This window comes from Streptomyces sp. TSRI0107 (genome assembly GCF_001905845.1).
GTDB lineage: Bacteria > Actinomycetota > Actinomycetes > Streptomycetales > Streptomycetaceae > Streptomyces.
Genome location: NZ_LIVZ01000014.1, coordinates 142,081 through 167,540, shown reverse-complemented (window position 1 = coordinate 167,540; position 25,460 = coordinate 142,081). Strand labels below are relative to the sequence as shown.

26 protein-coding genes are annotated in these 25,460 nt (G+C 72.2%); 3 read left to right on the top strand and 23 right to left on the bottom strand.

Annotated features, from left to right (window positions below; all coding sequences use genetic code 11):
- Positions 1-26: 26 nt before the first annotated feature.
- The 4 genes from AMK31_RS32900 to AMK31_RS32885 all read right to left on the bottom strand — a co-directional run bounded on the left by AMK31_RS32900 (position 27) and on the right by AMK31_RS32885 (position 5,428).
- Complete coding sequence (locus AMK31_RS32900; protein ID WP_073944380.1) at positions 27-1,754, bottom strand: thiamine pyrophosphate-dependent enzyme; 1,728 nt, start codon at positions 1,752-1,754, stop codon at positions 27-29.
- A gap of 13 nt (positions 1,755-1,767) precedes the next feature.
- Positions 1,768-2,628 (bottom strand): amidohydrolase family protein, encoded by an 861-nt coding sequence (locus tag AMK31_RS32895; protein WP_073944379.1) that lies wholly within the window; start codon positions 2,626-2,628, stop codon positions 1,768-1,770.
- A 140-nt stretch (positions 2,629-2,768) separates the two neighbouring features.
- Positions 2,769-3,968: an L-2-hydroxyglutarate oxidase gene (gene lhgO, locus AMK31_RS32890; protein WP_073944378.1), complete on the bottom strand. Its 1,200-nt coding sequence runs from the start codon at positions 3,966-3,968 to the stop codon at positions 2,769-2,771.
- A 17-nt stretch (positions 3,969-3,985) separates the two neighbouring features.
- Positions 3,986-5,428: an aldehyde dehydrogenase family protein gene (locus AMK31_RS32885; RefSeq protein ID WP_198948616.1), complete on the bottom strand. Its 1,443-nt coding sequence runs from the start codon at positions 5,426-5,428 to the stop codon at positions 3,986-3,988.
- Between the two features lie 171 nt (positions 5,429-5,599).
- Between AMK31_RS32885 and AMK31_RS32880 the strand changes: the two genes are divergently transcribed.
- Entirely contained in the window at positions 5,600-5,887 is a 288-nt protein-coding gene (locus AMK31_RS32880; RefSeq protein ID WP_073944376.1) for a putative quinol monooxygenase, read from the top strand.
- A gap of 82 nt (positions 5,888-5,969) precedes the next feature.
- Here the strand turns inward: AMK31_RS32880 and AMK31_RS32875 are convergent, their stop codons facing one another.
- The 12 genes from AMK31_RS32875 to AMK31_RS32820 form a co-directional block, all read right to left on the bottom strand.
- The gene (locus AMK31_RS32875) at positions 5,970-6,959 is read right to left on the bottom strand and encodes a methionine synthase II (cobalamin-independent)-like protein (RefSeq protein ID WP_073944375.1); all 990 of its coding nucleotides are present in this window, start codon (positions 6,957-6,959) and stop codon (positions 5,970-5,972) included.
- A gap of 2 nt (positions 6,960-6,961) precedes the next feature.
- On the bottom strand, positions 6,962-7,432 hold the full coding sequence (locus tag AMK31_RS32870; protein WP_073944374.1) for a GlcG/HbpS family heme-binding protein: 471 nt from the start codon (positions 7,430-7,432) through the stop codon (positions 6,962-6,964).
- Positions 7,429-8,232, bottom strand: a complete 804-nt coding sequence (locus AMK31_RS32865) for an alpha/beta fold hydrolase (protein ID WP_073944373.1) — start codon at positions 8,230-8,232, stop codon at positions 7,429-7,431. Before AMK31_RS32865 ends, AMK31_RS32870 begins: the two co-directional genes overlap by 4 nt.
- Before the next feature lie 25 nt (positions 8,233-8,257).
- Positions 8,258-8,629 (bottom strand): VOC family protein, encoded by a 372-nt coding sequence (locus AMK31_RS32860; protein WP_073944372.1) that lies wholly within the window; start codon positions 8,627-8,629, stop codon positions 8,258-8,260.
- Entirely contained in the window at positions 8,626-9,417 is a 792-nt protein-coding gene (locus tag AMK31_RS32855) for a fumarylacetoacetate hydrolase family protein (protein WP_073944371.1), read from the bottom strand. The genes AMK31_RS32860 and AMK31_RS32855 overlap by 4 nt, the downstream gene beginning before the upstream one ends.
- A complete protein-coding gene (locus AMK31_RS32850) occupies positions 9,417-10,865 on the bottom strand; it encodes an NAD-dependent succinate-semialdehyde dehydrogenase (RefSeq protein ID WP_073944370.1) in 1,449 nt (482 codons plus the stop codon). The genes AMK31_RS32855 and AMK31_RS32850 overlap by 1 nt, the downstream gene beginning before the upstream one ends.
- Before the next feature lie 13 nt (positions 10,866-10,878).
- On the bottom strand, positions 10,879-11,805 hold the full coding sequence (locus AMK31_RS32845; RefSeq protein ID WP_073944369.1) for a VOC family protein: 927 nt from the start codon (positions 11,803-11,805) through the stop codon (positions 10,879-10,881).
- Positions 11,806-11,902: 97 nt separating this feature from the next.
- The gene (locus AMK31_RS32840) at positions 11,903-12,814 is read right to left on the bottom strand and encodes a LysR family transcriptional regulator (RefSeq protein ID WP_073944368.1); all 912 of its coding nucleotides are present in this window, start codon (positions 12,812-12,814) and stop codon (positions 11,903-11,905) included.
- Positions 12,815-12,922: 108 nt separating this feature from the next.
- On the bottom strand, positions 12,923-13,885 hold the full coding sequence (locus AMK31_RS32835; RefSeq protein WP_073944367.1) for a sugar ABC transporter substrate-binding protein: 963 nt from the start codon (positions 13,883-13,885) through the stop codon (positions 12,923-12,925).
- 65 nt (positions 13,886-13,950) lie between these two features.
- Positions 13,951-14,973, bottom strand: coding sequence for an ABC transporter permease (locus AMK31_RS32830; RefSeq protein ID WP_079187032.1), 1,023 nt, complete (start codon positions 14,971-14,973; stop codon positions 13,951-13,953).
- Complete coding sequence (locus tag AMK31_RS32825; protein ID WP_073944366.1) at positions 14,970-16,469, bottom strand: sugar ABC transporter ATP-binding protein; 1,500 nt, start codon at positions 16,467-16,469, stop codon at positions 14,970-14,972. Before AMK31_RS32825 ends, AMK31_RS32830 begins: the two co-directional genes overlap by 4 nt.
- Positions 16,466-17,029 carry a carboxymuconolactone decarboxylase family protein gene (locus tag AMK31_RS32820; RefSeq protein ID WP_079187031.1) on the bottom strand — a complete coding sequence of 188 codons (564 nt, stop codon included), beginning with the start codon at positions 17,027-17,029 and terminating at the stop codon, positions 16,466-16,468. The genes AMK31_RS32825 and AMK31_RS32820 overlap by 4 nt, the downstream gene beginning before the upstream one ends.
- 246 nt (positions 17,030-17,275) lie before the next feature.
- Here AMK31_RS32820 and AMK31_RS32815 point away from each other — a divergent pair, with 246 nt between their 5' ends.
- The gene (locus AMK31_RS32815) at positions 17,276-17,680 is read left to right on the top strand and encodes a cupin domain-containing protein (protein ID WP_073944364.1); all 405 of its coding nucleotides are present in this window, start codon (positions 17,276-17,278) and stop codon (positions 17,678-17,680) included.
- Positions 17,681-17,765: 85 nt separating this feature from the next.
- Here the strand turns inward: AMK31_RS32815 and AMK31_RS32810 are convergent, their stop codons facing one another.
- The 7 genes from AMK31_RS32810 to AMK31_RS32780 form a co-directional block, all read right to left on the bottom strand.
- Entirely contained in the window at positions 17,766-19,091 is a 1,326-nt protein-coding gene (locus AMK31_RS32810) for an MFS transporter (RefSeq protein WP_073944363.1), read from the bottom strand.
- A gap of 164 nt (positions 19,092-19,255) precedes the next feature.
- Positions 19,256-20,206 (bottom strand): VOC family protein, encoded by a 951-nt coding sequence (locus AMK31_RS32805; protein ID WP_073944362.1) that lies wholly within the window; start codon positions 20,204-20,206, stop codon positions 19,256-19,258.
- Positions 20,203-21,315, bottom strand: a complete 1,113-nt coding sequence (locus AMK31_RS32800; protein WP_385311414.1) for a 4-oxalomesaconate tautomerase — start codon at positions 21,313-21,315, stop codon at positions 20,203-20,205. The genes AMK31_RS32805 and AMK31_RS32800 overlap by 4 nt, the downstream gene beginning before the upstream one ends.
- Positions 21,312-22,016, bottom strand: coding sequence for a 4-carboxy-4-hydroxy-2-oxoadipate aldolase/oxaloacetate decarboxylase (locus tag AMK31_RS32795; protein WP_073944361.1), 705 nt, complete (start codon positions 22,014-22,016; stop codon positions 21,312-21,314). Before AMK31_RS32795 ends, AMK31_RS32800 begins: the two co-directional genes overlap by 4 nt.
- Positions 22,013-22,807, bottom strand: coding sequence for a PIG-L deacetylase family protein (locus AMK31_RS32790; RefSeq protein ID WP_073944360.1), 795 nt, complete (start codon positions 22,805-22,807; stop codon positions 22,013-22,015). Before AMK31_RS32790 ends, AMK31_RS32795 begins: the two co-directional genes overlap by 4 nt.
- A 64-nt stretch (positions 22,808-22,871) precedes the next feature.
- The gene (locus AMK31_RS32785) at positions 22,872-23,522 is read right to left on the bottom strand and encodes a GntR family transcriptional regulator (protein WP_073944359.1); all 651 of its coding nucleotides are present in this window, start codon (positions 23,520-23,522) and stop codon (positions 22,872-22,874) included.
- Between the two features lie 114 nt (positions 23,523-23,636).
- Positions 23,637-24,491, bottom strand: coding sequence for a LysR family transcriptional regulator (locus tag AMK31_RS32780; RefSeq protein ID WP_073944358.1), 855 nt, complete (start codon positions 24,489-24,491; stop codon positions 23,637-23,639).
- A 69-nt stretch (positions 24,492-24,560) separates the two neighbouring features.
- On the opposite strand from AMK31_RS32780, the gene AMK31_RS32775 reads away from it, so the two are divergent.
- On the top strand, positions 24,561-25,454 hold the full coding sequence (locus tag AMK31_RS32775) for an EamA family transporter (protein WP_079187046.1): 894 nt from the start codon (positions 24,561-24,563) through the stop codon (positions 25,452-25,454).
- Positions 25,455-25,460 lie beyond the last annotated feature (6 nt).

The following is a 25,460-nucleotide window of genomic DNA, read 5'->3' as shown; positions in this document are numbered from 1 at the left end:
GCTGTCCACGGCTGTGCACGGCTTCGTCAGCGGGTCACGAGCACGTCGACGACGGCGGTCGTACCGTCCGCGACGGCCTTGAGCGCGCGCTCCAGGGCGGGGGCGAGCGCGTCGGGCGCGTCGACGGTCTCGGTGTGCATGCCGAACGGCTCGGCGAAGGCGGCGAGGCGGGGCAGCCGGTGCAGGTCGGTGCCGAGCCATTCGCCGGTCCCGGCGGCGGCGCCGTCGGGGTAGAACCGGCGGTGGTTGAGGTTCATCGACTTGTAGACACGGTTGTTGAAGACCACGATCAGCAGCGGCAGGTCGTAGGCCTTCGCGGCGTCGTACGAGGGGATGACCGGGTTGTAGGTGAAGGCGCCGTCGCCGACGGTGAGGACCACCGGGCGTTCCCGCGCGGCGAGTTTGACGCCGAGGGCCACCGCGATGCCCTGGCCGAGGCCGCCCTGGACGTAGAAGTACGAGTCGGGGGCGTCGGTGCGGACGTGGCGCTTGACGACCCGGCTGTGGGTGATGGTCTCGTCGACGACGATGCCGTCCTCGCCGTCGAGGAGCCGGCGCAGAGTGGCGGCGACCAGGACCGGGTCGACACCGTCGGCCTCCGCCGCCTCGGCCTCGGCGGCCGCGATCGCGGATCGTTCGGCGGCGTGCCGCCGCTCCTGTGCCTCGCGTCGCGCCCGGACCGCCGTGCCGTCCAGGTCCTTGGCGCGTTTGGTGAGCTGGCGCAGGGTGTTGGCGACGTTGCCTTCCAGGTAGGCGTCCGCGAAGAGGACCTGGTAGACGATGTGCGGGCGCTGCGGGACCTCGTCGATGACGACGACCTTCGCCTTCGACGGGCGGCGGCTCGGCGGGTAGAACGGCGCCCGGCAGTTGACGAGGAGGATCAGGTCCGCCTCGTCCATCCACGGTCCGATGTCGCTGCCGGCGTGCAGGGGGTGGGTGCGGGGGAAGTTGCCGCAGACCGCGGAGTCGGGTTCGACGACCGGGATGTCCCAGGCCTCCGCGAAGGCGACCAGGGCCTCGAAGCCGCCCGCCTCGCGGCCCGCCGTCTCGGTGACGACGACGGGGTTGGCGGCCTCGCGGATCAGCTGGGCGACGGGGTCGACCTCTTCGGGCGAGCTGTGCGTGGAGCCGGGCCGCGCGACGGGCTTGGCCTCGCGGCCGTCCCACTCCTCCAGCAGGATCTCCAGCGGGATGTTGAGGTACGCCGGTCCGGCGGGGGCGCGCCAGGCCAGTTCCGCGGCGCGCGTGATCATCGTGGGCAGGGTGTGGACGCTGGCGGCCTCCGTGGACCACTTGGTGAAGGGGGCCGCGACGCCGTGCGGGCCGCCCACGACGGACAGGTTGCGGTACCACTGTCCGCCCGGGTCCTTGCCGGGCCCGTCGCCGTAGGTGGACGACTCCGAGGAGGTGACGACCATGGGCACGCCGGCCAGCAGCGCGCCGTGGACGGCCATGGAGCCCTGGAGCAGGCCTGGCGCGGCGTGCAGCAGGACGCCCTGCGGGCGGCGGGTGAGCAGGCCGTAGCCGGTGGCCATGCCGACGGCGACGGTCTCGTGGGTCAGGTCGAGGTAGCCGGGGCAGGGCCGTCCGTCGCGGTGGTGCCGGGCGAGGGACTCCCACACCGGGGCCCATTCCGACCCCGAGGAGCAGAAGACGTAGTCGGCGCCGACGGCGTTGAAGGCGGATACGAGAGCATCACCGCCGTCACCGCCGTCACCGCCGTCGGCGCCCTGGATGTGCCGGGTGTCCGTCATCTCGTGTGGTTCCTCAGCCCTCGATCGGCCAGTCGAGGACCTCGCAGATGCCGCGGCCCATGATCCACTCCAGCTCCTCGGGCGTGAACTCCCAGTGCTTGGTGAACTGTTCGATGGTGTCGGTGTAGGTGATGCCGTGGCCGAGCAGGCGGGTGATGTCGGTGCCGTAGAAGCAGCGCCGCGGGCCCATCTTGTCGACCATCTCGCGCACGTACTTCTGGATGTTGTTGTTCGGGAAGGGGTGCGTGGAGTAGCCGGGCAGCGCGGAGACCTTGACGTAGACGTTCGGGTGCGCGGCCAGGTCGGCGGTCTCCTGGACCCAGTAGCCGATGGCGTCGTCGACGCAGCGGGCCATGATGCCCATGTGGTCGATGATGATCTTCAGGCCGGGGTGCTTGGCGGCGATCTCGCCGAGCTCCCGCTTCCAGATCGGGGCGTGGACCATGGTCGGGATGCCCAGCTCCTCGGCGACCGGCCAGTACCAGTCGTTGGTGCCGTCGATCATCCAGTTGCGGTCCTGGGGGCGGTGGAAGGTGAGCCGGGTGCCCTTGACGTACGGGTTCTGGGCGAAGTCCTTGAGCATCGCCGTGCCCTCGACCGGGTCGTCCTGCGGCACGCGGGCCATGATGCCGAAGCGGTCCGGGTGGGCCTCGCAGGCCTCCAGGGAGTAGTCGATGCGGTTGCCCTCCCAGGACGGCGGCAGGATCAGCGCCCGGTTGACGCCGGCCTCGTCCATCAGCTCCAGGGCCTCCTCGTACGAGAAGGGGTCCTCGCGGTGGCCGTTGAGGCGGATGCGCTCCCGCGCGCCGGGGACCCAGGGGCGGTCCGGGGTCTCTTCCTTCCAGATGTGGATCTGGGTGTCGACGACGAACATGGCGTGACTCTTCCTGTCGAAGGGGGTGGTGGGGTGGTTCGGGAGGAACGCTAGGCGGGCCGTGAGCCCTTGCTAAGGGCTCGGCGTGCAAGCTGTTGTTGCGCGGAAGTGCCCTCTGCGCAGGGCGTTCACCGCCGGCGTCAGGAGTCGCCGTAGACGGCGTCGACGATGTGCTCGGCGATCGCCAGGGACGCGGTGGCGGCCGGTGAGGGGGCGTTGCGCACGGCGGTGATCCGGTCCGCGCGGTGGATGCGGAAGTCGTCCACGAGGGTGCCGTCGCGGTCCAGTGCCTGGGCGCGCACGCCCGCGCCGCCGCGGATCACGTCGCGGGGGCCGACGCCGGGGACGTAGAGCCTCGCGTCCTTCATGAAGGCCGCGACGGAGAACGAGCCCCGGTACTCCTTGACGCCCGTGCGCCAGTGCTGCGCGGCCATCCGCCACACGCCGGGGTAGGCGGCCAGGCCGAGCAGGTCCCTCGGGGAGACGCGGCTGCGCCGGTAGCCCTCCCTGGCGAGCGCGAGGACCGCGTTGGGGCCGACCTCCACGGTGCCGTCGACGCGCGGGGTGAAGTGCACGCCGAGGAACGGGTAGCGGGGGTCGGGCACCGGGTAGACCAGGCCCCGCACGAGGTGCGCCCGCTCGGGCCTGAGCAGCATGTACTCGCCGCGGAACGGGACGATCCGGGGCTCCTGCCGGTCCCGGGCGAGCCTCGCCACGGCGTCGGAGTGCAGGCCCGCGCAGAGGATCAGCCGGTCGACGCGGACGCGTTCCGTGCCGGAGGCCACCTCGATGCCGCCGGGCACCCTGGTGATGCCGGTGACGGGGAAGCCGAGCCGTACCTCGCCGCCGGAGCCGGTGATGTCCTTCGCGAACTCGCGGGCGATCGCCGGGTAGTCGGTGATGGCGGTGCGCGGGGAGTGCAGGGCCGCGATGCCGCCGGCGTGCGGCTCGACGTCCGCGATCTCCTCCCGGGAGATCCGCCTGAGGTCGGGCACGTGGTTGCCGCGGGCCCGCTCGTACAGGGCGTCCATGCGGCCGAGTTCGTCCTCGCGGACCGCCACCACCAGCTTGCCGGTCTCCCGGTACGGCAGCCCGCGGTCCTGGCAGTACTCGCGCAGCAGGGCGACGCCCCGGACGCACAGGGCGGCCTTGAGGCTGCCCGGCGGGTAGTAGATGCCGGCGTGCACGACACCCGAGTTGTGGCCGGTCTGGTGGACGGCGACGCGGTGCTCCTTCTCCAGCACCACGACGCGGGTGCCGGGGCGGCGCAGGGCGATCTCCCGGCCGGTGGCCAGGCCCACGATGCCGGCTCCGACGATGCCGATCGTCTCGTCTGCCATCGGTACCTCCCAAGGGTTCAGAAGTGGATGGCGACAGTCTTCACGCGGGTGGAGAAGCGCAGGACTTCCTCGCCCTGCTCCTTGTAGGCCGTCCCGGAGTCGTGGAACCCGCCGAAGGGCAGGTGGACGTCCCAGCCCGTGGTGGTGGTGTTGACGGCGATCTGCCCGCACTCGGCCTCGTCCGCGAACCGGTGGGCGCTCGACAGATCGCGGGTGAAGACCGCGGCGGCGAGGCCGAAGGCGGAGTCGTTGACCGCCTCGACGGCCGCGGCGAAGCCGTCGACCGCGCGGACGGCGAGGACCGGTCCGAAGACCTCCTCGCGCCAGATCGCCGACTCGGGGGTGACATCGGCGAGGACGGTCGGCCGGACGTAGCAGCCGTGGGCGCGCTCGCCCTCGGTGTCGGCCTCGCCGCCGGTGAGGACCGTCGCGCCCTGCTCCACCGCGCGCCGCACATCGGCGAGGACGCTGTCGCGCTGCTTCGGGCTGGAGAGCGGGCACAGGGTGGTCGCCGGGGCGCTGCCCGGTCCGACGGTCAGCGCCTCGACGCCGGCGACCAGGAGCCGTACGAACTCCTCGTACACCGCGTGTTCCACGATGACGCGGCTGGTGGCGGTGCAGCGCTGTCCGGCCTGGCCGAAGGAGGCGGCGACGACGGCCTTCGCGGCGGCGGGCAGGTCGGCGTCGCGCAGCACGACGGAGGCGTTCTTGCCGCCGAGTTCGCCCTGGAAGCGGACGCCCCGGTCGGCGAGGCGGCGGCGGATGCGGTTGCCGACGGCGTTGGAGCCGGTGAAGGTGATGCCGGCGATCCGCGGGTCGTCCAGCAGCGCCTCCTCGATCTCGGCGGTGCGGCCGGTCACCACGTTCAGCACCCCGGCGGGCAGGCCCGCGTCGTGCAGGGCGCGGGCGAAGTGCAGGCCGGACAGCGGGGTCTCGCCGGCGGGCTTGAACACGGCCGCGTTGCCGGTGGCGAGCAGCGGGGCCAGTTTGCGGGCCGGGGTGATCAGCGGGTCGTTCCACGGGCTGATCACGAGGATCACGCCGATCGGCTCGCGCTGGGTGTGCGTACGGTGGTCCGGGCGTGCGTCGTGCAGCAGGGTGCCGTAGCCCTGGCGGGCCAGACCGGCGTAGTAGTCGAGGAAGTCGGCGGCCTTCAGCGTCTCGCCGCGCGCCTCGGCCAGCGTCTTTCCGTTCTCGGCGGTGACGTCGGCGGCGATGTCCTCGGCGCGGTCGCGGATCAGCCGGGCCGCGTCGGTCATGATCCGGGCCCGCTCGAAGGGGCTGGTGCGCTTCCACAGGGCGAAGCCGCGGTCGGCGTGGCCGTAGGCGCGGGTGACGTCCTCGGCGGCGAGGGCGGGGACGCGGGCCAGGGGGGTGCGGACGTCCGCCGGGTCGTGGACGTCGATCCAGTCGCCGGTCGTCAGCCACTCCCCGCCGAGGAGGGTCGTGAGGGTACGCATCGCGCTCATCTCTTACATCGGTGGTGGTGTCGCGTCGACGACACACGACGGGGGGACCGGCCGGCCAGATCCGGTGCGGCAGACATAGGTTGCGCGTCGCGCGCGTCGCTCAGCTGGGGATTCGTGCTGGAATCGGCAGTCCCAGACCCATGACCGGACCGGAGGATTCCCATGGCTTTCGCAGTCGTCGCCCGCTATCGCTGCGCGCCCGCCGACGAGGACGCGGTGCGTGCCGCGCTGCTGAGGATGCGGGAGCACACGCGGGCCGAGCCGGCGAACGAGGCGTACGAGGTGCATGCCGTGGCGGACGAGCCCGGGGGCTTTCTGCTGTACGAGCGGTATGCCGACCGGGCGGGGTTCGAGGCGCACAAGGCGTCGGCGTACTTCCAGGAGCTGATCGTGGAGCGGGTGTGGCCGCTGCTCGGGGACCGGTCGGTGACCTTTGCCGAAGGCCTTTAGCATCTGACGGGCTTGTGTGCGTTCAGGGGCGCGGGCCCGTCTGTGGCCGGTCGCACAGTTCCCCGCGCCCCTGGGCGGCGTCTCAGAACTCGTTGCCCCAGCAGTACCTCGCGACCGTCTCCACCAGGACCAGCTTGCGGCGCTGGTCCTCGGCAGTGAGCAGCGGGCGGGCGGCCACGTCGGCGAAGCCGCGGGACGGCGAGACGGCCATGTCCTCGATGTCCTTCAGCTCCGCGGCGGCGTCGATCCGGGCCATCACCGTGTCGACGTCCTCCAGTGCGGGCACGGTCGCGTCGACCACGCCGAGGCACACGTCCCGGTCCTCCGGCAGTGCCCGGACGAGGTCGAGTTCGGCGTCGGTGCCCTGGTCGTACGGCAGCACCCAGCGGTCGGCGGGAACCTGCGCGTACAGCCGTTCGAGCCGCGCCCGGTCCACGGCGGCCGGGGCCGCCCAGCCGGGGCAGACTCCGACGCGGACCCCTTCGGGGCGCTCGTCCAGCCGTACCGCCAGGGTCTCCACGGTGAGGGCGTCGTCGTAGGAGAGCGCGCTGTCGTCGGGCCAGTCGAGCAGCAGCGGGTTGTTCAGCTGGATCAGGCGGACGCCCTTGGAGACCAGCAGTTCGATCTCCGCGTGGACGATCTCGGCGAAGGCGTCGCCGAGTTCCCGGGCGGAGCCGGGGCCGTGGCCGGGCTCGAAGGTGGTGGCGGCGAGGTAGGCCGGGGACGGCAGGGAGACCTTCGGGGCGATCACCGTCAGCCCGGCGAGCCGGGCGGCCCAGTCGGCCGCCAGCGGCCCGTTCGCCTTCGGCAGGGATTCCGCGACCCAGCGGGTCAGGCCGTCCGCCGTCCGCTGCGCCGTACGGCGCAGTCCGGAGACGTTGCCGAGGACGGCGCCGCGGAAGTCCTCGCGGGGGTAGTCGCCGTCGGTGACGACGGTGGAGCGCAGCTTGCGCTGGTGGGCGACCGCGTCGCGGACCGCCGCGTCCAGGGCCTCGGGGTCGTCGGTGGCGAGGCCGGCGGGACGGACCAGGCTGCCGTGGTGGTCGATGCGGTAGTTGAACGTGTCCGCCATGGTCATCGGTCCTTTCCGGCGGGGCTGCCCGCGACACCCCAGGCGGCGAACTCCAGTTCGTAGCCGAGGGCTTCGAGGACCTCCTCGGCGATGAGCTGGTCCTCCTCGGCGGTGCCGCCGGCGATGCCGAGGCCGCCGACGACCTCGCCGTCCTTCTTGACGGTCACGCTGCCCTCGGCCGCCATGATGGGCAGGGCGGCGCCGGGCAGCTGGGAGAGCTGGGAGAAGAAGACGGGCTGGCTCTCCTGCCACTTCTTCAGCATCTTTCCGGGCCGCTGCATCACCGCGGCGGTGTACGCCTTGGCGCGGGCGATGTCCGGGGTGAGGGGGCGGGCGCCGTCCGGGCGGCGGATGGCGATCGGGAAGCCGCCGGCGTCCACGACGGCGACGCTCACCGCCTTGCCGATGGCCTGGGCCCGCTTGTGCGCGGCTTCGATGATCTCCTCGGCGGCGGCCAGGGTCAGGCTGCTCATACGGCTTCCTTCGGTGCGGTGAGGGTGCGGCGCAGTCGGGCGATCGCCGCGTTGTACGGATCCGGCGTCTCCCAGTACATGGAGTGCGGGGCGCCCGGGACGATCTCCAGGTGTGAGCCGGGCAGCAGTTCGTGGGCGCGGGTGACGGTCTTCACGCTCAGCACCGCGTCCTTCTCGCCCGCCAGGAACGCCACCCGCACGCCGGAGGCCCGGATCTCCTCCAGGGTGGGGCCGTCGGTGTCGAGGTTGCGCAGGTCGGCCATCCTGGCGACGTTGAAGGTGCCCATCTGCTGGAAGAGGAAGGCGAGGTCGGCGCGGTCCCGCTGGAACGGCTTGGTGAGCAGCCGGTCGACGACGGGCAGCCTGACCGCCTCGGCGCGGTCGGCGGCGGCCAGTTCGGTCAGCTCCGGGTGGGCGATGCCGCCGAGGGAGTGGCCGAGGACGACCGCGGCGACCCGCTCGGGGCGCAGCAGACCGGCCCGGAGCGCGGCGACGGAGCCGATGGACTGGCCGACCAGCATCACGTCGGTCAGGTCCTCAGTGTCCAGGACGGCGACGACGTCTCCGGGGAAGTCCTGGCCGTCGAACTCCGGCCTGGACGAGTGCGCAGGGGTGGGTGCGTCGGACTTGCCGAAGCCGCGCAGGTCCACGGTGACGACCGTGAACTCCTCGCGCAGGGCGGCTACCTGCTGCCACCAGGCGGCGTGGTGGCCGCCGCTGCCGTGCACGAAGAGGATCGCCGGACCGCTGCCGTGGCGCTCGTAGTAGATGGATGTGCCGTCGGAGTCGGCGTAGGGCATGGGGTGAAGTCCTTCTGGGACGCGGTCAGTTGGGGCGCTTGGCGTGATACACCAGTTCGATCATGGTGTGGTCGGGGTCGTGGATGTAGCAGAACTTGGACTGGTTCTCGGGGCGCTGGATCGGCCGGGTGTGCCGGATGCCCAGCTCCTTCAGGTGCTCCAGGAACTCGTCCCAGTCGTCGACCTCGACGGCGAAGTGATAGGGCGCCATGCGCTCCATCTCCTCGACGGGGGTGAAGTGCAGATCGAAGTTGCCGCGGGTCATCAGCACCACGCGGGTGTTGGACTTGGGCGTGATCCGCTTCATGCCGAAGACCTTGGCGTACCACTCGGCGGTGCGGTCGGGGTCGGTGGTGGGAAAGTTGACGTGGTGGATGTAGCGGGGTTCCCTGCTCATGGTCGGTGGTTCCCTTCGAGGTGTACGGGGTCTTCGAGGCGTACGGGATTGGAGAGCACGCCGATGCCGCTGATCTCGACGTGCACGGTGTCCCCCGGCTCCAGCTGACAGGTGGCTTCGGCGCCCATCCACAGCACGTCGCCGGGGTGCACGGTGACGTGCCGGGTCGTCTCGACGAGGTGGTCGAAGGGGTCGAAGACCATGTCGCCGGTGGCGAAGGCGGCCCTGACCTCGCCGTTGACCCTCAGCGTGGTCGTCTGGGCCAGCGCGTCGACGTCCGTCTCGATCCACGGGCCCATCGGCTTGAAGGTGTCGCTGTTCTTGCTGCGCCAGAACGTGCGGTCCTGGTGCTGCCAGGCGCGGGCGCTCACGTCGTTGCCGATCGTCCAGCCGAACACCGCCGCGCGGGCCTCGTCGTACGTGGCGTGCCGGAGCGTGCGGCCGATGACGGCGACCAGCTCGGGTTCGGCCTCGAAGCGGCCCTCGACCTCGCGCGGCTTGACGATCGGCGAGAGGTGGCCGGTGAGGGCGTTGTTGGCGCGGTAGCCGACCTCGGGCCGCTCGGGGACGGGGACGCCGGCGTGCTCGATGTGCCGCCGGTAGTTCATGCCGACGGCGTAGAAGACGGGCGGGACGACCGGGGGCAGCCAGACGGCGGTGGCGCGCGGGACCGTGCCGATGACGTCCGGCGCGCCGTCGATGGGCGAGCCGGACAGCAGCTCGACGTCCTCCTCCCCCACCCGGCCCCACACCGCCCGTCCGCCGACGGACACACGTGCGTACCGCATCAGCCCGCCAGCAGGTGGGAGACCCGCTTGGTGATCAGGTACGCGTCCAGCGCCTCGGGCCCGCCCTCCCGGCCGTAGCCGCTGTCCTTGACGCCGCCGGAGGGCGCCTCGTGGACGGAGCCGCCGCAGTGGTTGATCGACAGGATCCCGGCCTCCAGGGCGCCCGCGAGGCGTTCGGCGGTGGCGGCGGACTCGGTGAAGCCGTAGGCGGCCAGTCCGTAGGGCAGCGCGTTCGCGGTCGCGAGGGCTTCGTCGAGGTCCGTGAACGGCACGATCGGCGCGAGCGGCCCGAACGGCTCCTCGCGCATCAGCTCCGCGTCCGCCGGTACGCCGGTCAGGACGGTCGGCGGGAAGAAGTACCCGGGACGGTCGAGCCGTTCGCCGCCGGTGCGGACCTTGGCGCCGCGCGCGACGGCGTCGGCGACCAGGCGCTCCATGGCCGCGAGCCGGCGCTCGTTGGCGAGCGGGCCCATCGTCGTGCCCTCGGCCAGGCCGTCGCCGACGACGACCGCCTCGGCGGCCGCCACGAACGCGGCGGTGAACTCCTCGGCCAGGCTCTCGTGGACCAGGAAGCGGCTGGGCGAGGTGCACACCTGCCCGGCGTTGGCGAACTTGGCCCGCGCGGCGCGGCGGGCGGCGGTCACCGGGTCGGCGTCGGCGCACACGATCACCGGGGCGTGTCCGCCCAGTTCCATCAGGGACGGCTTCATCACCTTGCCGGCCTCGGCGGCGAGCAGCTTGCCGACCGGGACCGAGCCGGTGAAGGCGATCAGGCGGGTGACGGGTGAGGCGATGAGGCGGGCGGAGACCTCGGCGGGCTCGCCGAAGACCAGGTTCAGCACGCCGTCCGGGAGCCCGGCGTCGGCGAAGCAGCGCACCAGTTCCATCGCCGTGGCCGGGGTCTCCTCGGAGGCCTTGACGACGATCGAGCAGCCCGCGGCGAGCGCGGCGGAGATCTTCCGCATCGGGCCGCCTGCCGGGAAGTTCCAGGGCACGAACGCGGCGACGGGGCCGATCGGTTCGCGGCGCACGGACAGCAGGGTGCCGGGGGCGGACGGGATGATCCTGCCGTACGCGCGGCGGGCGTCGTCGGCGTGCCAGCGCAGGGTGCCGGCGACCCGGCGGGCCTCTCCGGCGGCCTCGGCGAGCGGCTTGCCCTGCTCCAGGGTCATGATCCGGCCGACGGCGCCGGCGCGTTCGGTGAGCAGGTCGGCGGCCGCGTGCAGGACGGCGGTACGGCGGGCGACGGGGGTGTCGCGCCAGGTCCCGAAGCCCCGGGCGGCGGCGTCGAGGGCGCGGTCGAGGTCGGCGGGGGTGGCGAGCGGTACCCGGCCGATCTCCTCCTCGGTGGCCGGGTCGAGGACGGGAGCGGTGCGTCCGCTGCCGCCCTGGCACCACTCGCCCGCGATGTGCATGCGGACGGCGGGGTAGCCGTGGTCGGTGGTCATGGGTGGGGCCCTCTCAGGGGGTTCGGGATGCGGGGGCTTCCTGGTCGCGGTTGGTGCGCAGCGCCCAGATGTGGTGCGGCGGGGTGGTCGCGTGGACGCGGGTCTCGTAGGTGTCGTCGACCCGGTCCATGTCGGCGGCGTACTCGACGCGGCCGCCGCAGGGGGCGTGCAGGAAGCGGAAGACGTTGGAGCCGATGGTGTGGCGGCCGAGGCGGCGGGCCTCCCGCCAGCCGCGTTCGATCATGCGGTTGCCGCCCTCCACCACGTCGTCGAAGCCGGGCACCTCGTAGGCGATGTGGTTGACGCCGGCCTTGTCGGGGCGGTGGCACAGCAGCATGGTGTGCTGGTCGTCGTCGCCGGGGGCCTGCATGAAGACGCCCATCGGTTCGACGACGTCGGTGGGGCGGAAGCCGAGGCGGTCGGTGTAGAAGGCGACGGCCCGCTCGCGGCCGTCCTTGGGGATGTTCAGGGCGACGTGGCACATGCGCAGCGGCCGGACCCGGGTGATCGGTTCCAGTGCGGTGTTCCAGCGGCGCACGCTGCCGAGCGTGTTGGCGGGGCGCGGGGTGACCGTGACCGGCCTGGGGCGGGCCAGGGTGAGGCCGACGCCGAAGCCGGTCTCGTCGACGGTGTGGTGGACGCCGTCGGCGCTCTCGCGCACCTCGCGGTCCCTGGCGACCTCGGCGACCAGGCGGTGGAGTTCCTCCCGGGTGTCCACGCCCCAGACCACCTCGCGCAGGGTGGGGCCCGGCTCCACGGGCGGGGGCAGCGGCGGGCCGGGGCGGGTGTCCAGGTGGAGGGTCTGGCCGGTCCGCGTCTCGAACACCGCGTGCTCGTCCGTCTTCTCCACCGGGAACAGCCCGAAGTCGTCGAAGAACCGCACGCATCGGCCGAGGTCGTCGATGCCGTAGGTAGCCGATTCGATTCTCTGGATTCCCATGGTTCCTCGTTTCGCGGGTCGCCTGGCGAGCGTAGATTTCGGCGTGAGCGGTGCTCAACGGTCCGAGCTCCACGCAATGCGCAATCGTTTCTTGCGGTTACGGCCGGATCGCGGGAATGGGATTCTGCGAGAACCATTCGGCGAGGAAGTCCAGAAACACGCTGATCTTGCGCGGGGTGTCGTGCCCGGGGCCGTAGATCGCGTACAGCGGCCGGTCGGGTACGGCCAGTTCGGGCAGCAGGACCTTCAGCGCGCCGGAGACGAGGTCGTCGTAGGCCGGCCGCTGGGGCAGCAGGGCCAGTCCGCGTCCGTGCACGGCTGCCTTCTGCAGGGCGATGTAGGAGTTGGACGAGAAGGCGATGTTGCGGATCTTGTGCAGGGTGCTGGCGTGGCCGTGGCCGATCCGCCAGACCGGGTCGTTGACGTGCACCAGGCAGTCGTGTGCGCCGATGTCGTTGGGGTGGGCGAGGCCGCCGCGGCGGGCGATGTACTCCTCGGCGGCGCACAGCACGAACGGCAGGGAGGCGATCTTCTTCAGCCGGACGCTGGAGTCGCGCAGGTCGCGGGTGTGGAAGGCGACGTCGAATCCGCCGTCCAGGAAATCGTAGGTGCGGTCGGACATTCCGCCCAGCTCGAACCGGACCTGGATTTTCCGGTGGGCGGCGGAAAATGCGGCGATGGCGTCGCCCAGGTCGAGGCTGCCTATCCATTTGGGGCAGATGATGCTGAGTGTGCCCTCGGCGCGGTCGTGGAGCTGGGAGATGGCGGCGTCCTCGGCGTCGATCTCGTCGAGGATGCGCGCGGCGAACTCGGCGTACCGCTGGCCCGGTTCGGTGAGGCTGACCGAGCGGGCGGTGCGGTTGACCAGGCGGACCCCCACCTGCCGCTCCAGTTCGGCGACGTGCCGGGAGACCAGGGAGCCGGACGAGCCGAGCTTCTTGGCGGCTCCGCTGAAGCTGCCGACGTGGGCGACGGTGACGAAGCTGTGCATGAGCAGCAGGCGATCCATGTTTCCTCCGGCGGGCCGCCCGGGAACGGCCCGGCGAGGGCATGGCGGCGGTGGTGCGGGTGCGGCTCGGACACGGGTGGGTGGGCGCCGTTTCCCGGTGGGGGCCCGTCACTTCGGGCAGTACTGGGGCGCCTCGCTCACGTTGTCCTCGGTGACCAAGACAAGAGGAATGTTCGCAATCTTGTCAACGGTCTTGTCGTCCTTGAGCAGGGCGATCGTGTTCTTCACCGCGGTCCGGCCGATCGTCATGGCCGAGTTCGCGACGGTCGCGGAGATCCGTCCGTCCTTCACCGCGGCGATGCCGTCCTCGGTGCCGTTGACGGTCACGATCCGCACGTCCTTCGCGCCGGCCGCGTCGAACGCCTTGCGGACCGCGAACGCCATCTCCTCGTTGGCGACGAAGGCGTAGTCGAGGCCGGGATGGGCCTGGATCATGTTCTCCGCGACGTCCTGCGCCTTCGCGGGGTTGAACATGCCGGGCTGGTTGGCGACGACCTTCGCGTTGTCCGGCAGCGCGTCCTCGAAACCGCCGACGAGCAGGTCCGAGGCGGCGCCGGGAGCGCCCGCGACGACGCCCACGGTGACGTCCTCGCCGGCGGCGTCCTTCGCGATCCAGCCGGCGTCCAGCGCGCCCACCTGCTTCAGGTCGACCTTGGCGACGCCGAGGACGTCCGCCATGTCGTCGGTGGCCACGGAGGTGAGGAAGATCGGGATGCCGGCGCCCTTGGCCTTGGCTATGTCGCCTTCGAGGGCGTCGACGTTCACGGTCTGCACGATCAGCGCGTCCACGTTCCGGGCGATCATGTCCTCGATGTTGGACAGCTCGGTCCCGGCGTCCTGCTTGGAGTTGGCGGAGTAGAGGGTGGCCTTCTCCTCCTTCGCGGTCTGCTCCACGGACTTCAGCAGACAGCTGTGGAAGTGGGTGTTGGCGCCGTTGACGAAGCCGAGGGAGACCGCGTCCGGATCGGAACCCGTGCCGCCGGACTCCGCGCAGCCGGAGAGCAGCAGCGCGGCGGCGCCGACGAGGGATGCCGCGGCGGTACGGCGGCGGGAGCGGACGGTGGGGTTCATGGGTTACGCCTTTCCTGCGTCATCGGAGAGAAGGTGCGTGGGTGTGTTCGCGAAGGCGATGGGGCTCAGTGCCCCGGTGCGGACTTGCGCTGGAACTCGTTGACGATCGCCGCGACCAGCAGCACCCCGCCGGTCACGACGAACTGGTAGTAGCTGTTGACCTGGAGCAGGTTGAGGGCGTTGGCGACCACGCCGAGCAGCACCGTGCCGAGCGCGGTGCCGACGACGGTGCCGTGGCCGCCGGCCAGCGAGGTGCCGCCGATGACCACGGCGGCGACCGCGGTCAACTGGGTCTGCAGCCCGGCCGTGTTGGGGGCGGCGGCGCCGAGCCGGGACAGCAGCATCAGCCCGGCCAGGCCCGCGAGGGCGCCGGCGAGGGCGTACAGGGCGAGCTTGCGACCGGACACGTTGATGCCGCTGAGCCGGGCCACGTGCTCGTTGCCGCCCATGGCGAACGCGTCGCGGCCGAAGGTGGTGAACCGCATGGCCAGCCCGACCGCCGCCAGCACCAGCAGCGCCACGATCAGCAGGCAGGGCACGCCGAGCACCTTGGAGTTGCCCAGCTCCGTCATCCGGTCGCCGATGGAGACGGACTCCCCGTCGAGGACGAGCAGGGCGACGCCGTCGAGCAGCATCGCGGAGGCGAGGGTGGCGACGAACGGGGCGACCCGGGTGAAGGTGACGACGAGGCCGTTGACGAGGCCGATGAGGGTGGCCAGCAGCAGGGTGACGACGACGGTGACGGCGGTGGACCGCCCGTCGTGCAGCATCACCGCGGCCACCGACAGGGTGACGGCCGCGTTGCTCCCCATGGAGAAGTCCATGCCGCCGGCGGTCATCAGCAGGGTCAGGCCGCCCGCGATGACCGCGGTCACGCTGATCTGCCGGAGCACGTTGAGCAGGTTCTGGGAGCTGGTGAAGGAGTCCGCCTGGAGGGCGGTGAACACGGCGACCAGGACCAGGACGACGATCAGTCCGCCGTGCGGGACGTGCAGCAGCGCCTTGGGCGTCCAGCGGGACGCGGGGGCCTGGGCGGGGCGGGCCGCCGTGTCGTCGGAGGCGGCGGCCGGCGGGGTCTTGAGGCTCACTGGGGCTGTCCTCCGAGAGCGGTGGCGACGAGCTCGTCGCGGGTGATGGCGGTGATGTCGTGTTCGGCGACCACCCGTCCGGCGCTGACGACGACGACCCGGTCGGCGAGCCGCATGACCTCCTCGGCGGAGGAGGAGGCGAGGAGCACGGCCACACCGCGCGCGGCGAGGTCGTCGACGAGGGTGTGGATGTCGGCCATGGCGGCGACGTCCACGCCGTTCGTGGGGTCTTCGAGGAAGCAGGCGACCGGGTCGGTCTCCAGCCACTTGCCGAGCAGCACCTTCTGCTGGTTGCCGCCCGACAGGGAGCCGACCGGCGGGTTGCCGGTGAGGGCGACCACGCCGTAGGCGCTGCGGCGGGGCGCGGCGCGGCGGGCGAGTTCGCGGCGCCGGTGCAGCCTGCGGCGGGCGAAGCGGTCGTCGGCGAGCATCAGGTTCTCGTCCAGGCTGAGGCCGGGGACGAGGCCGAGAGTGCGGCGGTCGCCGGTGACGCAGCGCAGTCCGCCCCGCAGCGAGGCGGTGACCCGCCCGAAGGGCACGGGGCGGCCGTCGACGGCGAGTGCGCCGGCGTCCGGGCGCCGCCGACCGGACAGCAGGTCGAACAGGCGGGACTGGGCGTCCCCGGCGGGCCCGAGGACGGCGACGATCTCACCCTTGCGCACCTCGACGGAGAAGTCCCGGACGGCCCGGCCCTGGGTGAGTCCGCGCACGGTGAGGCCGCTCTCGGCCTTCGGCGCGGGGCGTTCGGGGCGCCTGGACACCACGTCCCGGCCGACCATGCCGCGGACCAGGGTGGCCGGGTCCAGTTCGGCGGCGGGCGCGCTGCGGACCACGGCTCCGTCGCGCAGCACGGTGAGGCGGTCGGCGACGGACATGACCTCGTCGATGTAGTGCGAGATGTAGACGACGGCGACGCCCTCGTCGCGCAGGGTCCGTACCAGCGCGCGGATCCGGTCGGCGTCCCCGGCGCTCAGGCAGGCGGTCGGCTCGTCGAGGATGAGCACCCGGCCGCCGCGCCGGACCTCGCGGGCCACCTCCACCATGGTCTGCTCGGCGACCGTGAGGGTGCCGGCGATCCGCTCGACGTCGATGGCGATGCCGAGCCCGGCGAGCGCCTGCCGGGCCGTGTCGCGGACCGCCTTCCAGTGGACGGTGCCGCGCCGGGTGGGCAGGTCGCCGAGCAGGACGTTCTCGGCGACGGTGAGCCCCATGGCGAGTTCGCGGCGCTGCGGCACGCAGGAGATTCCGAGCCGGCGGGCCTTGCGCACGGTGAGCCCCGAGTGCCGTTCGCCGCCGGTCTCGACGGTGCCGCCGTCCGGCTGGTGGACGCCGGAGAGCACCTGGACGAGCGTGGACTTGCCGGCGCCGTTCATGCCCATCAGGGCGTGGATCTCACCGGCGTACAGGTCGAGGTCGACGCCTTTGAGGGCGGCGGCCCCGCCGAAGCTCTTGGTGACGCCCCGGACGCGCAGGACGGCTTCGGTGGGCGGCGTCACGACTGCGCCCGGTCGCCGTCGGGGCCGATCCGGCCGAAGCCGCGGATGTCGGGGAACGGGGGTTCCTTGCCGGCCTGGAGGTCCACCTGGAAGGTGTTCAGGCACATGCCGAGCATGGTGAAGTTGCCGAGCGCGCCGATGGCGTCGACCAGGCCCTTGGGCCCGAAGTGTGCGAGGGCCGCGGCGAAGGTGGCGTCGGTGACGAAGTGGTCCTCCAGGACCTCACGGCAGAACTGGTAGAAGGCCTGGTCGGCGGGGTCGTCGAAGACGGCCTCGCGCTTCTCGGCGACGGCCTTGACGGCGGCCTCCGGGATGCCGGCCTCGATCGCCTGGTGGACGTGGGCGTTCCACGAGTACTGGGCGTCCCAGTTGCGCGCCGCCATCAGCAGGGTCAGCTCGCGCAGATGCCTGGGGAGGGAGCAGTCGAAGCGGGCGAAGGCGCCGAGGGACTCGGCCCGTTCGCACATCTCGGGGCTGTGCAGCCACACCCGGAACGGGCCGCGCACGGCCCCGCGGCGGCCGGCGATCCGGGCGGCCAGCTCCTGCTGCCGCGGATTCATTTCCTCATCGCTGAGAACGGGGAGCCTCATCTGGCCGATACCTGCCTTTTCTTTCCGGCGCGTTTCGGGCACGGAACGGGACGCCGTGCGACGCCAGGTGAAGGTACAGCCGGGTACCGGGAAGCCAGCCCCTCCCGGAGCGCAACGTAAACCTGCACGCCGGAGGGCACCCGTTCACGGGGAGCGGACCTAACGTCGGTCGACGATGCCCGTGAAGTCTCCCGTGCCGAGAGGAAGCAACTCCGGATGACCACCATCATCAAGGCCGCGTCCGTGCCCCTGCTGGACCGTGGCGGGGCCGTCGTGACGACACCGCTGATCACCACGCCGTCGGCGGGCGGGGAGAACCGGATCACCAGCGGGATGAGCGTCTATCCGGTCGGCTCGGGGGCGCCGCTGCACTCGCACAACTGCGACGAGCACGTGACCGTCCTGGAGGGCGAGGCGGAGGTGGTGGTGGACGGCGTGGTGACGAGGCTGGAGCGGTTCGACACCACCTACGTCCCGTCGCCGGTCCCCCATCTGTTCCGCAACGTCGGCGACCGCCCGCTGCGGATCCTGTGGGTGTACTCCTCGGGCCATGTGACGCGTACGTTCACCGAGACCGGCCGGACGGTGGAACACCTGTCGGCCGAGGACCAGATGGGCTGACGGGTCGTACGAGAAAGAGGGGTCGTATGAAAAAGACGCCGGCCGCCGCATCCCCCTGCGGCGGCCGGCGTTCGCGTGCGCCGGCTCAGTGGCCGGCGACCAGCTGCCGGCCCGCCGTGTCCCGCGGGGTGTGCCGGGCGGCGCGCAGGGCGGCGACGCCGATGAACACCATGGAGCAGACGCCGGCCAGGGCGAAGGCGGTGAAGCCCCAGTCGCCCTGGTTGGCGGCGAGCAGCTGGCCGCCGAGCCAGGGGCCGAAGACGGCGCCGAAGCGGCCCATGCCGGAGGTCCAGCCGACGGCCGTGGCCCGGTTCCCGGGGGCGGACGCGATGGAGACGGTCGCGTAGATCATGGTCTGGGCGCTGTTGAGGAAGACACCGGTCAGGAAGACGACGGTGAAGGTCAGCGCGAGCGGCATGTGCACGCTGAGCAGGAAGACGCCGCCGGCGGTGAGCGCGAACCAGATCGCGGAGATACGGGGGGCGCCGAAGCGGTCGGAGGCCCGGCCGGCGACCAGCATGCCGACGATGCCGCCGAGGTTGAACAGCACCACGAAGGTGAGGGCGGAGCCGAGTTCGTAGCCCTCGCCGCGCATCAGGGTGGGCAGCCAGGTGGCGACGCCGTAGACGAGGAGCAGGCCGCCGAAGGAGGCCAGCCAGTAGAGCAGGGTCTGCGACCACTCGCCGCCGCGGAACAGGCCGGCGAGGGACGCCCAGCGGTTGCCGGCGGCCTGCTTGCCGGGCGCGGCGGGCAGTTCGACGGCGAACCGGCCGGCCAGTGCGCGGGCCTGCTCGGTGCGGCCCTTGGCGACGAGGAAGCTCAGCGACTCGGGCAGGGACCTGACGAGCACGGGGACGAAGAGCAGCGGGACCACGCAGATCCAGAAGGCGGCGCGCCAGCCGAGGGGTTCGACGACCCACAGGGCGACGTAGGCGGAGAGGATGCCGCCGGCGTGGTGGGCGGTCATCAGCAGGCCGATGGTGATCGCGCCGCGGCCGCGGGGGGCGTAGTCGGAGACCATGCTGATCGCGGTGGGCAGCAGGCCGCCGAGGCCCACGCCGGCGAGGGTGCGGCCGAGACCGAAGACCGCGACGCCGTCCGCGAGCGCGCACAGGCCGGAGGCCAGCGAGAACAGCGTGACGCAGGCGACCATCAGCTTCTTGCGGCCGACCCGGTCGGCGACCGTGCCGGCGGTGAGGGCGCCGACGAGCATGCCGAAGGTGGCGTAGCTGCCGAGGTCGCCGGCCTGGTCGGGGGTGAGGCCGAGGGCCTTCTGCTCGAGCATGTGCGGCAGCACCGAGCCGTAGATGAACATGTCGAGGCCGTCGAAGAGCACGGCCAGCCAGCACAGGCCGACGACGAGCAGGGCGAGTCTGCTGCCGCGAGCGGACGGGGCGGGGGAGGAGGACATCGTTGTTTTCCTCTCGTCCAGGAGGCGTTTCCCTGGAGGGGGATCAGTGTGCGCTAGACGCTAGGGAGCCACCCCCTGAGTGTCAACGTTTTTGTCAACAATCTCATCGACGCTTGGTTCCGGGGGTGGCTCCGTCGTGCTCCGTATGGCCCCGCGGGGCCTTATCAGGCGATCGGCGGCGTGCCGTGCGTGTGGAAGGACTCGATGGTCTTCAGGCCCCAGGCCTGGCCCTTCCTGCGCTCCTCCTCGGTCCAGGTGATCAGCGGCCAGTCGGGCGCCAGCACCAGCCGGGTGAGCGGGTTGCACAGTTCGATCCGGTTGCCGCCCGGCTCGTAGACGTACAGGAAGAACGTCTGCTGAATGGCGTGCTTGTGCGGTCCGGTCTCGATGAACACTCCGGTGTCGATGGCGAGGTCGGCGGCGCGCAGGATGTCCTCGCGGGTGTCGGCCGCGAAGGCGATGTGGTGCAGCCGCCCGGCGGAGCCGGTCCAGTCGGAGGTGTAGACGACGTCGTACGACTTGTTCGTGTACGTCAGCCAGCGCGCCGCGATCCTGCCGCTGTCGAGCCGGATCTGCTCGGTCGGCCGCGCCCCGAGGAGGTGCTCCTGGAACTCGGCGTTGGCGAGCACGTCGGCGGCGAGGAAGTTGACGTGGTCGAGGCGGCGGACGCCCACGCCCCGGTTGGGTTTGGCCTGCGGCTGGTTCTTCAGCGCGGGCCGCAGTTCCTCGGGGGCCCGGTAGTGCTCGCTCTCCCAGTACAGGGCGTGTTCGTGGCCGTCCGGGTCGGTGGTGACGTAGAGCTTGCCGAGGCCGGGTTCGTCCTCGGTCCAGTGGCCGGTGCCGCCCGCCTCCTCGATCGCCCTGACCCGGCGTTCCAGGGCGGCCTCGCCGGAGGTGCGCAGGGCGAGCCGGCCGAGGCCGGGCTGCTCGCGGGCGGTGAGGACGAGGCTGTGGTGCTCGTAGTCGTCGAAGGTCCGCAGGTAGACGGTGTCGCCGTGCTGCCCGTTGACGGTCAGGCCCAGGAAGTCGGTGAAGAACGCGACGCTGGCGTCGAGGTCCGGGGTGAACAGCTGGGCGTGGCCGATGTGGGCGATGTCGCCGAGCGGCGGGGTCATCGGTGACCTCCTAGGGGTCGTGCGGGGATCGGGGCCGTCTCGGCGGACCGGGGGAAGACGGTGCCGTCGAAGATCTTGCGGGCGGTGCGGACCACCGCGGTGCGGCGGGCGGCGGGACGGCCGTCGGGGGTGGTGCCCAGGCTGCTGTCGAGGTCCAGGAATCCGGTGGGGTGCTCGATGCGGACCCGGTCGCTGCCGGGCGTGAGCACCGCCAGGTCCGCGCCCACCGCTCCGTCGATCCTGAGGCCCGCCGCCACGCTCGCCGCGCCGAGCACACCGATCGAGGTGTGGCAGCGCACCGGGATGAAGGTGCGGGTGGTGACGGCGCCGCCGTCGCGGGGCGGGGCGAGCAGGGTCAGCTTGGGCACGGTGGCGTCCGAGACGTCGCCGAGGCCCATCAGGCGCCCCGCCGTCAGGCGGATCGCGCGGAGCCGGTCCGCCAGCTCCGCGTCGGCCTCCAGTTCGGCGGGTGTCTCGTAGCCGGTGACCTTCAGCGAGGTGGCCTCGATCAGGACGGTCGGCATGCCGTTGTCGACGCAGGTCACCGGGATGCCGTCGATCTCGTCGCGGGCGTTGCCGGTGGGCAGCAGCGGTTTGGCGCTCGCCGGGAACTCGATCAGGACGGGCGCGGCCGTGCCGGGCACGCCGGAGATCCCGGTGTCTCCGGTGTAGTCGACGCGCCCGCCGGGGGTGGGGAAGACGGCGGTGGCGCGGTCGCCGCTGTTGACCATGCGGATGCGGACGGAGGTCCGCTCCTCCCCCGCCGGCACCAGTTCGCGCTCGACCGCGAACGGGCCGATCCCGGCGAGGATGTTGCCGCAGTTCTGACGGTCGCTCACCTCTGCTTCGTCCACGGCGACTTGGAGGAACAGGTAGTCGACGTCGGCGTCCGGGTCGGCGGAGGCCGAGACCACCGCGACCTTGCTGGTGAGCGGGTGGGCGCCGCCGAGCCCGTCGATCTGCCGGGCGTCGGGGCTGCCCATGACGCGCAGCAGCAGCGCGTCGCGGGCGGCCGGGTCGGCGGGCAGGTCGCCGGCGAGGAAGTAGGCACCCTTGGAGGTGCCGCCGCGCATCAGCAGACAGCGGATCCCCTCGGGCCCGGGAATCACGACCCCTCCCCCGCGTACTCCTCGTACGTCTTGTACTCGACGCCGAGCCGCTTGAGGGTGTCGCGCAACCCGTAGCGGTCCAGGCCGAGTTCGCCGTCGATGAAGGCGGCGCGGGACCTTGCCTCCTTGGCCTCGCGGGCCCCGGACCGCTCCGCGGTCTCATGGGCGCGTTCGCGCGGGACGACGACCACGCCGTCGTCGTCGGCGAGGATCACGTCGCCGGGGCGGATCACCTGGCCGCCGATGACGACCGGCACGTTCACCGAGCCGCCGGTGGCCTTGACGGTGCCCTGCGCGGACACCGCCCGCGACCAGGCGGGGAAGTCCATCTCGCGCAGTTCCCGGGTGTCCCGGATGCCCGCGTCGATGACCAGCCCGCGCACCCCGCGCCGCTGGAGCGCGGTGGCGAACAGTTCGCCGAACATGCCGTCGGTGGACGGGGAGGTGGTGGTGACGACGAGGATGTCACCCTCGCCGCACTGCTCCACCGCGGCGTGGATCATGAGGTTGTCGCCGGGCCAGCTGAGCACGGTGACGGCGGTGCCGGCGACGCGTACGCCCTGCTGGATGGGGCGCAGTCCGGTGCCGAGAAGGCCGGTGCGGCCCATCGCCTCGCCGACCGTGGCCACGCCGAACGCGGCCAGCGCCTCGACGTCCTCGGCGGCCGCCCTGGGCGGGTTCGTGACGATCACGCCGCTCACGCCAGCTCCTTCGCGATCTGCGGGTACGGGCGCATGTAGGCCTCGGCCATGGTCTTGTGGGCGAGGCCGAGGTTCGGGCCCGCGTTGCGCTTGAGCTGGACGCCGCGCCGGACGGCGAGGTCGGTGTAGTAGTCCCACAGGTGCTGCTGGGCGCCGAGGCACTCCATGGCCTTGCGCTTGGTCTCCCACACCTCGGTGATGTCGAGCAGCACCTCGGGCCTGAAGCCGCTCATCTCGGGCTGGTGCGGCTCGAAGTAGAAGACGGGCGGGGCGCCGATGATCTCGCCGGGGCCGGGGTAGCCGATGGCCTGCGCGAGCACCCGGGCCTCCAGGGCCATCCGGTTGGCGGCCGGGTGGTCGCCGTTGTACGGGTCCTCGGTGGGGTGGGTGAGGACGACGTCCGGCTGTGTCTCGCGGTAGACCTCGACGAGCCTGTCGGTGAGTTCGGCGGTGGCGACCAGGGGGTAGTCGCCGGCGTCGAAGAAGCGGACCTCGGCGCCGAGGACGGCGGCGGCCCGCTCGGCCTCGTCCCGGCGGATCGCCTTGATCTCCTCCAGTCTCCTGCCCTCGCGCCACGCCTTGGCGGACTCGCCGCGCTCGCCGAAGGTCAGACAGGCGATGGTGACCTTCTCGCCGCGGGCGGCGGCCAGGGCGATGGCCCCGCCCGCCCGCCAGACGAAGTCCCCGGCGTGCGCGGTGACGACGAGGGTGGAACGTGCTGGGGGCTCCCCCTGCTCGAGCGAGGTCGAGGGCTCGGGGAAGGGGGCGGGCGCGTTGGCAGCCTGGGTCATTGCTCGGATCTCCTGGGTGACGGGTGGTCTCCCGCCGCGCCGCTGCCGGGGCCGGCCGCGCGGGTCAGTCGCGCAGTGCCTCGATCACGCTGGCGAGGTGGGCGCGGGCGGCCGCCTCGGCCGCCTGCGGTTCCCTGGCCCTGATCGCCTCGATCAGGGCCAGGTGCTCGTTCAGGGAGCGCTGCGGACGGCCCGGCCTCAGCGCCAGCTGGAAGCGATGGCGCACCAGTTGCGCGTTGAGCCGCTCCAGCAGGTCCACGGCCGTGGCCTGACCGGAGAACTCCCGGATCCTGGCGTGCAGGTCCTGGTTGAGGTCGGAGTACGTCATCGGCTCGCCGTCGGCGACGGCCTTGCTCATGGCGGTGCCGAGGCCGGTCAGCTCGTCCAGCTGCTCGTCGCTGGCCGCGACGGCCGCCTTGGCGGCGCACAGTCCTTCGAGGACCATCCGGCACTCGGTGATGGCGACCGCTTCCTCCACGGTCACCACCCGCACCCGCGAGCCGCGGTTGCGGATCCGCTCGACGAGGCCCTGGGCCTCCAGGTCGATCAGTGCCGCGCGGATGCTGGCCCGTGTCACACCGAACTGCTCGGCGAGTTCGTTCTCCACCAGCCGCTGTGCCGGTGCCATCTCGCCGCGCAGGATCGCCTGCCGCAGCCGGCTCAGCGCCAGCTGTTTGGCCTGCTCTCCGCTGCCCGGACGGGCTTCTTTCGGCATTGCGCCCTCCCTGAGTGAGTGCCTGTCGAACGTAAATCTAGCCAAACAACATTGTCAACAATTTTGTTTGCCGAATTGCCGGGGCTCGCTCGGCGCTGCCGTGGCGGCGCGCGCTCAGCCGGCGCGGTACAGATCGGTGAGCAGTTCCAGCACCGCCTGGCCCGCGGGATGCGGATCGTCCCGCCACCAGGCGAGGCGTACGGCGACCGGTTCCGCGTCCCGCACCGGGCGGTAGACCACGCCGGGCCGCCGGTACTGGTTCGCGGTGGACTCGGCGGTCATCCCGATACAGCGGCCGGTGGCGATGACGGTGAGCCAGTCGTCGACGTCATGGATCTCCTCGGTCGCCGGGCGCGCGTCCGCCGGCCACAGGTCCGGGGTGGTGGTGCCGGTACGGCGGTCCACCAGCAGCACCCGGCCGGCGAGGTCGGCCAGCCGCACCGAGCGGCGCCGGGCCAGCGGGTCGTCGGCGGCCATCGCGCACAGCCGTCGCTCCAGTCCGACGATCGCGGAGTCGAAGCGCCGGTCGTCGAGCGTCCGGCGCACCACGGCGAGGTCGCACATCCCCTCCAGCAGCCCGGCCGTGGGCGAGTTGACGCGCACCAGGTGCAGTCCGGCCTCCGGGTGCGCCGCGCCCCAGCGGCGCTGGAAGGGCAGGGTGTGCCGGCCGAGCGCCGCCCAGGCGTAGCCGATCCGCAGCGCGCCCTGGCCCGAGCCGGCGTCCCGCACCAGTTCGGCCACCTCGGCCAGCACCCGCCGGGCGTGCGCCACCACGCGCTGCCCGGTCGCCGTCGGCGTCACCGCGCGGGAGGTACGCCTCAGCAGCCGGACGCCGAGGGCGCGTTCCAGCGCGGCCAGCGTCCGGGAGACGGCGGCCTGGGAGACGCCGAGCGCGATCGCGGCGTCGGTGAAGGTGCCCTCGTCGACGATCGCGACCAGGCAGCGCAGTTGACGCAGTTCCACATCCATACGCTGAGCGTATAGATCGAGGCGGGCATGCATTTTGCGCAAGGAAGGCGGGCGCGCACGATGCGGCGCATGCGCACAGCTTCCGCGTCCCGGCGGCCCCGCCTCGCCGCCGCTCCCGGACTCCGGTCCGCCGATCACAGGCTGGCCGGCGTCGCCGCCATGCTCGGCAGCGGTCTGTCCAACCAGACGGGCGCCGCCGTCGGCGCCCTCGCCTTCCCCGTCCTCGGCCCGGTGGGGGTGGTCGCGGTACGGCAGTACGTCGCCGCCGCCGTCCTGCTGCCCCTCGCCCGGCCCCGGCTGCGGGAGTTCACCTGGCGGCAGTGGTGGCCGGTGCTGCTGCTGGCCGTGGTGTTCGGGACGATGAACCTCAGCCTGTACACCGCCGTCGACCGGATCGGCCTGGGTCTCGCGGTGACGCTGGAATTCCTCGGGCCGCTGGCCATCGCCCTGGCCGCCGTACGCCGCCGCCTGGACGCGTGCTGCGCGGTGCTCGCGGCGGCGGGCGTCGTCGTACTGATGCGCCCGCGGCCCTCCGCGGACTACGCCGGGATGGCGCTCGGGCTGCTCGCGGCCGTGTGCTGGGCGTCGTACATCCTGCTCAACCGCACGATCGGCGGCCGGCTCCCCGGCGCGCAGGGGGCGGCGGCCGCGTCCGGGGTGTCGGCGGTGCTGTTCCTGCCGGTCGGGCTGCTCGTGGTGCTGCACCACCCGCCGAGCGCGGCGGCGGTCGGCTGCGCGGTCGCGGCGGGCGTGCTGTCCTCCGCCGTGCCCTACCTCACGGACCTGCTGACCCTGCGGCGGGTCCCCGCGCAGACGTTCGGGCTGTTCATGAGCGTCAATCCGGTGCTGGCCGCGGTGGTCGGCTGGATCGTGCTCGGCGAGGGCCTGGGCGGGTGGGAGTGGGCCGGGATCGGCGCGGTCGTCACGGCGAACGCGGTGAGCATGACGGCCCGGCGGCCCTGAGCGCGA

Coding starts and splice junctions, on each gene's coding strand:
- AMK31_RS32835 (WP_073944367.1), bottom strand. CDS start 13,885: ATGAACCCCACCGTCCGCTCCCGCCGCCGTACCGCCGCGGCATCCCTC.
- AMK31_RS32810 (WP_073944363.1), bottom strand. CDS start 19,091: ATGTCCTCCTCCCCCGCCCCGTCCGCTCGCGGCAGCAGACTCGCCCTG.
- AMK31_RS32870 (WP_073944374.1), bottom strand. CDS start 7,432: ATGAGCAGCCTGACCCTGGCCGCCGCCGAGGAGATCATCGAAGCCGCG.
- AMK31_RS32845 (WP_073944369.1), bottom strand. CDS start 11,805: ATGGGAATCCAGAGAATCGAATCGGCTACCTACGGCATCGACGACCTC.
- AMK31_RS32775 (WP_079187046.1), top strand. CDS start 24,561: ATGCGCACAGCTTCCGCGTCCCGGCGGCCCCGCCTCGCCGCCGCTCCC.
- AMK31_RS32865 (WP_073944373.1), bottom strand. CDS start 8,232: ATGCCCTACGCCGACTCCGACGGCACATCCATCTACTACGAGCGCCAC.
- AMK31_RS32780 (WP_073944358.1), bottom strand. CDS start 24,491: ATGGATGTGGAACTGCGTCAACTGCGCTGCCTGGTCGCGATCGTCGAC.
- AMK31_RS32805 (WP_073944362.1), bottom strand. CDS start 20,206: ATGACCCCGCCGCTCGGCGACATCGCCCACATCGGCCACGCCCAGCTG.
- AMK31_RS32875 (WP_073944375.1), bottom strand. CDS start 6,959: ATGGCGGACACGTTCAACTACCGCATCGACCACCACGGCAGCCTGGTC.
- AMK31_RS32790 (WP_073944360.1), bottom strand. CDS start 22,807: ATGACCCAGGCTGCCAACGCGCCCGCCCCCTTCCCCGAGCCCTCGACC.
- AMK31_RS32850 (WP_073944370.1), bottom strand. CDS start 10,865: ATGACCACCGACCACGGCTACCCCGCCGTCCGCATGCACATCGCGGGC.
- AMK31_RS32855 (WP_073944371.1), bottom strand. CDS start 9,417: ATGCGGTACGCACGTGTGTCCGTCGGCGGACGGGCGGTGTGGGGCCGG.
- AMK31_RS32815 (WP_073944364.1), top strand. CDS start 17,276: ATGACCACCATCATCAAGGCCGCGTCCGTGCCCCTGCTGGACCGTGGC.
- AMK31_RS32895 (WP_073944379.1), bottom strand. CDS start 2,628: ATGTTCGTCGTCGACACCCAGATCCACATCTGGAAGGAAGAGACCCCG.
- AMK31_RS32900 (WP_073944380.1), bottom strand. CDS start 1,754: ATGACGGACACCCGGCACATCCAGGGCGCCGACGGCGGTGACGGCGGT.
- AMK31_RS32880 (WP_073944376.1), top strand. CDS start 5,600: ATGGCTTTCGCAGTCGTCGCCCGCTATCGCTGCGCGCCCGCCGACGAG.
- AMK31_RS32840 (WP_073944368.1), bottom strand. CDS start 12,814: ATGGATCGCCTGCTGCTCATGCACAGCTTCGTCACCGTCGCCCACGTC.
- AMK31_RS32860 (WP_073944372.1), bottom strand. CDS start 8,629: ATGAGCAGGGAACCCCGCTACATCCACCACGTCAACTTTCCCACCACC.
- AMK31_RS32885 (WP_198948616.1), bottom strand. CDS start 5,428: ATGCGTACCCTCACGACCCTCCTCGGCGGGGAGTGGCTGACGACCGGC.
- lhgO (WP_073944378.1), bottom strand. CDS start 3,968: ATGGCAGACGAGACGATCGGCATCGTCGGAGCCGGCATCGTGGGCCTG.
- AMK31_RS32785 (WP_073944359.1), bottom strand. CDS start 23,522: ATGCCGAAAGAAGCCCGTCCGGGCAGCGGAGAGCAGGCCAAACAGCTG.
- AMK31_RS32820 (WP_079187031.1), bottom strand. CDS start 17,029: ATGAATCCGCGGCAGCAGGAGCTGGCCGCCCGGATCGCCGGCCGCCGC.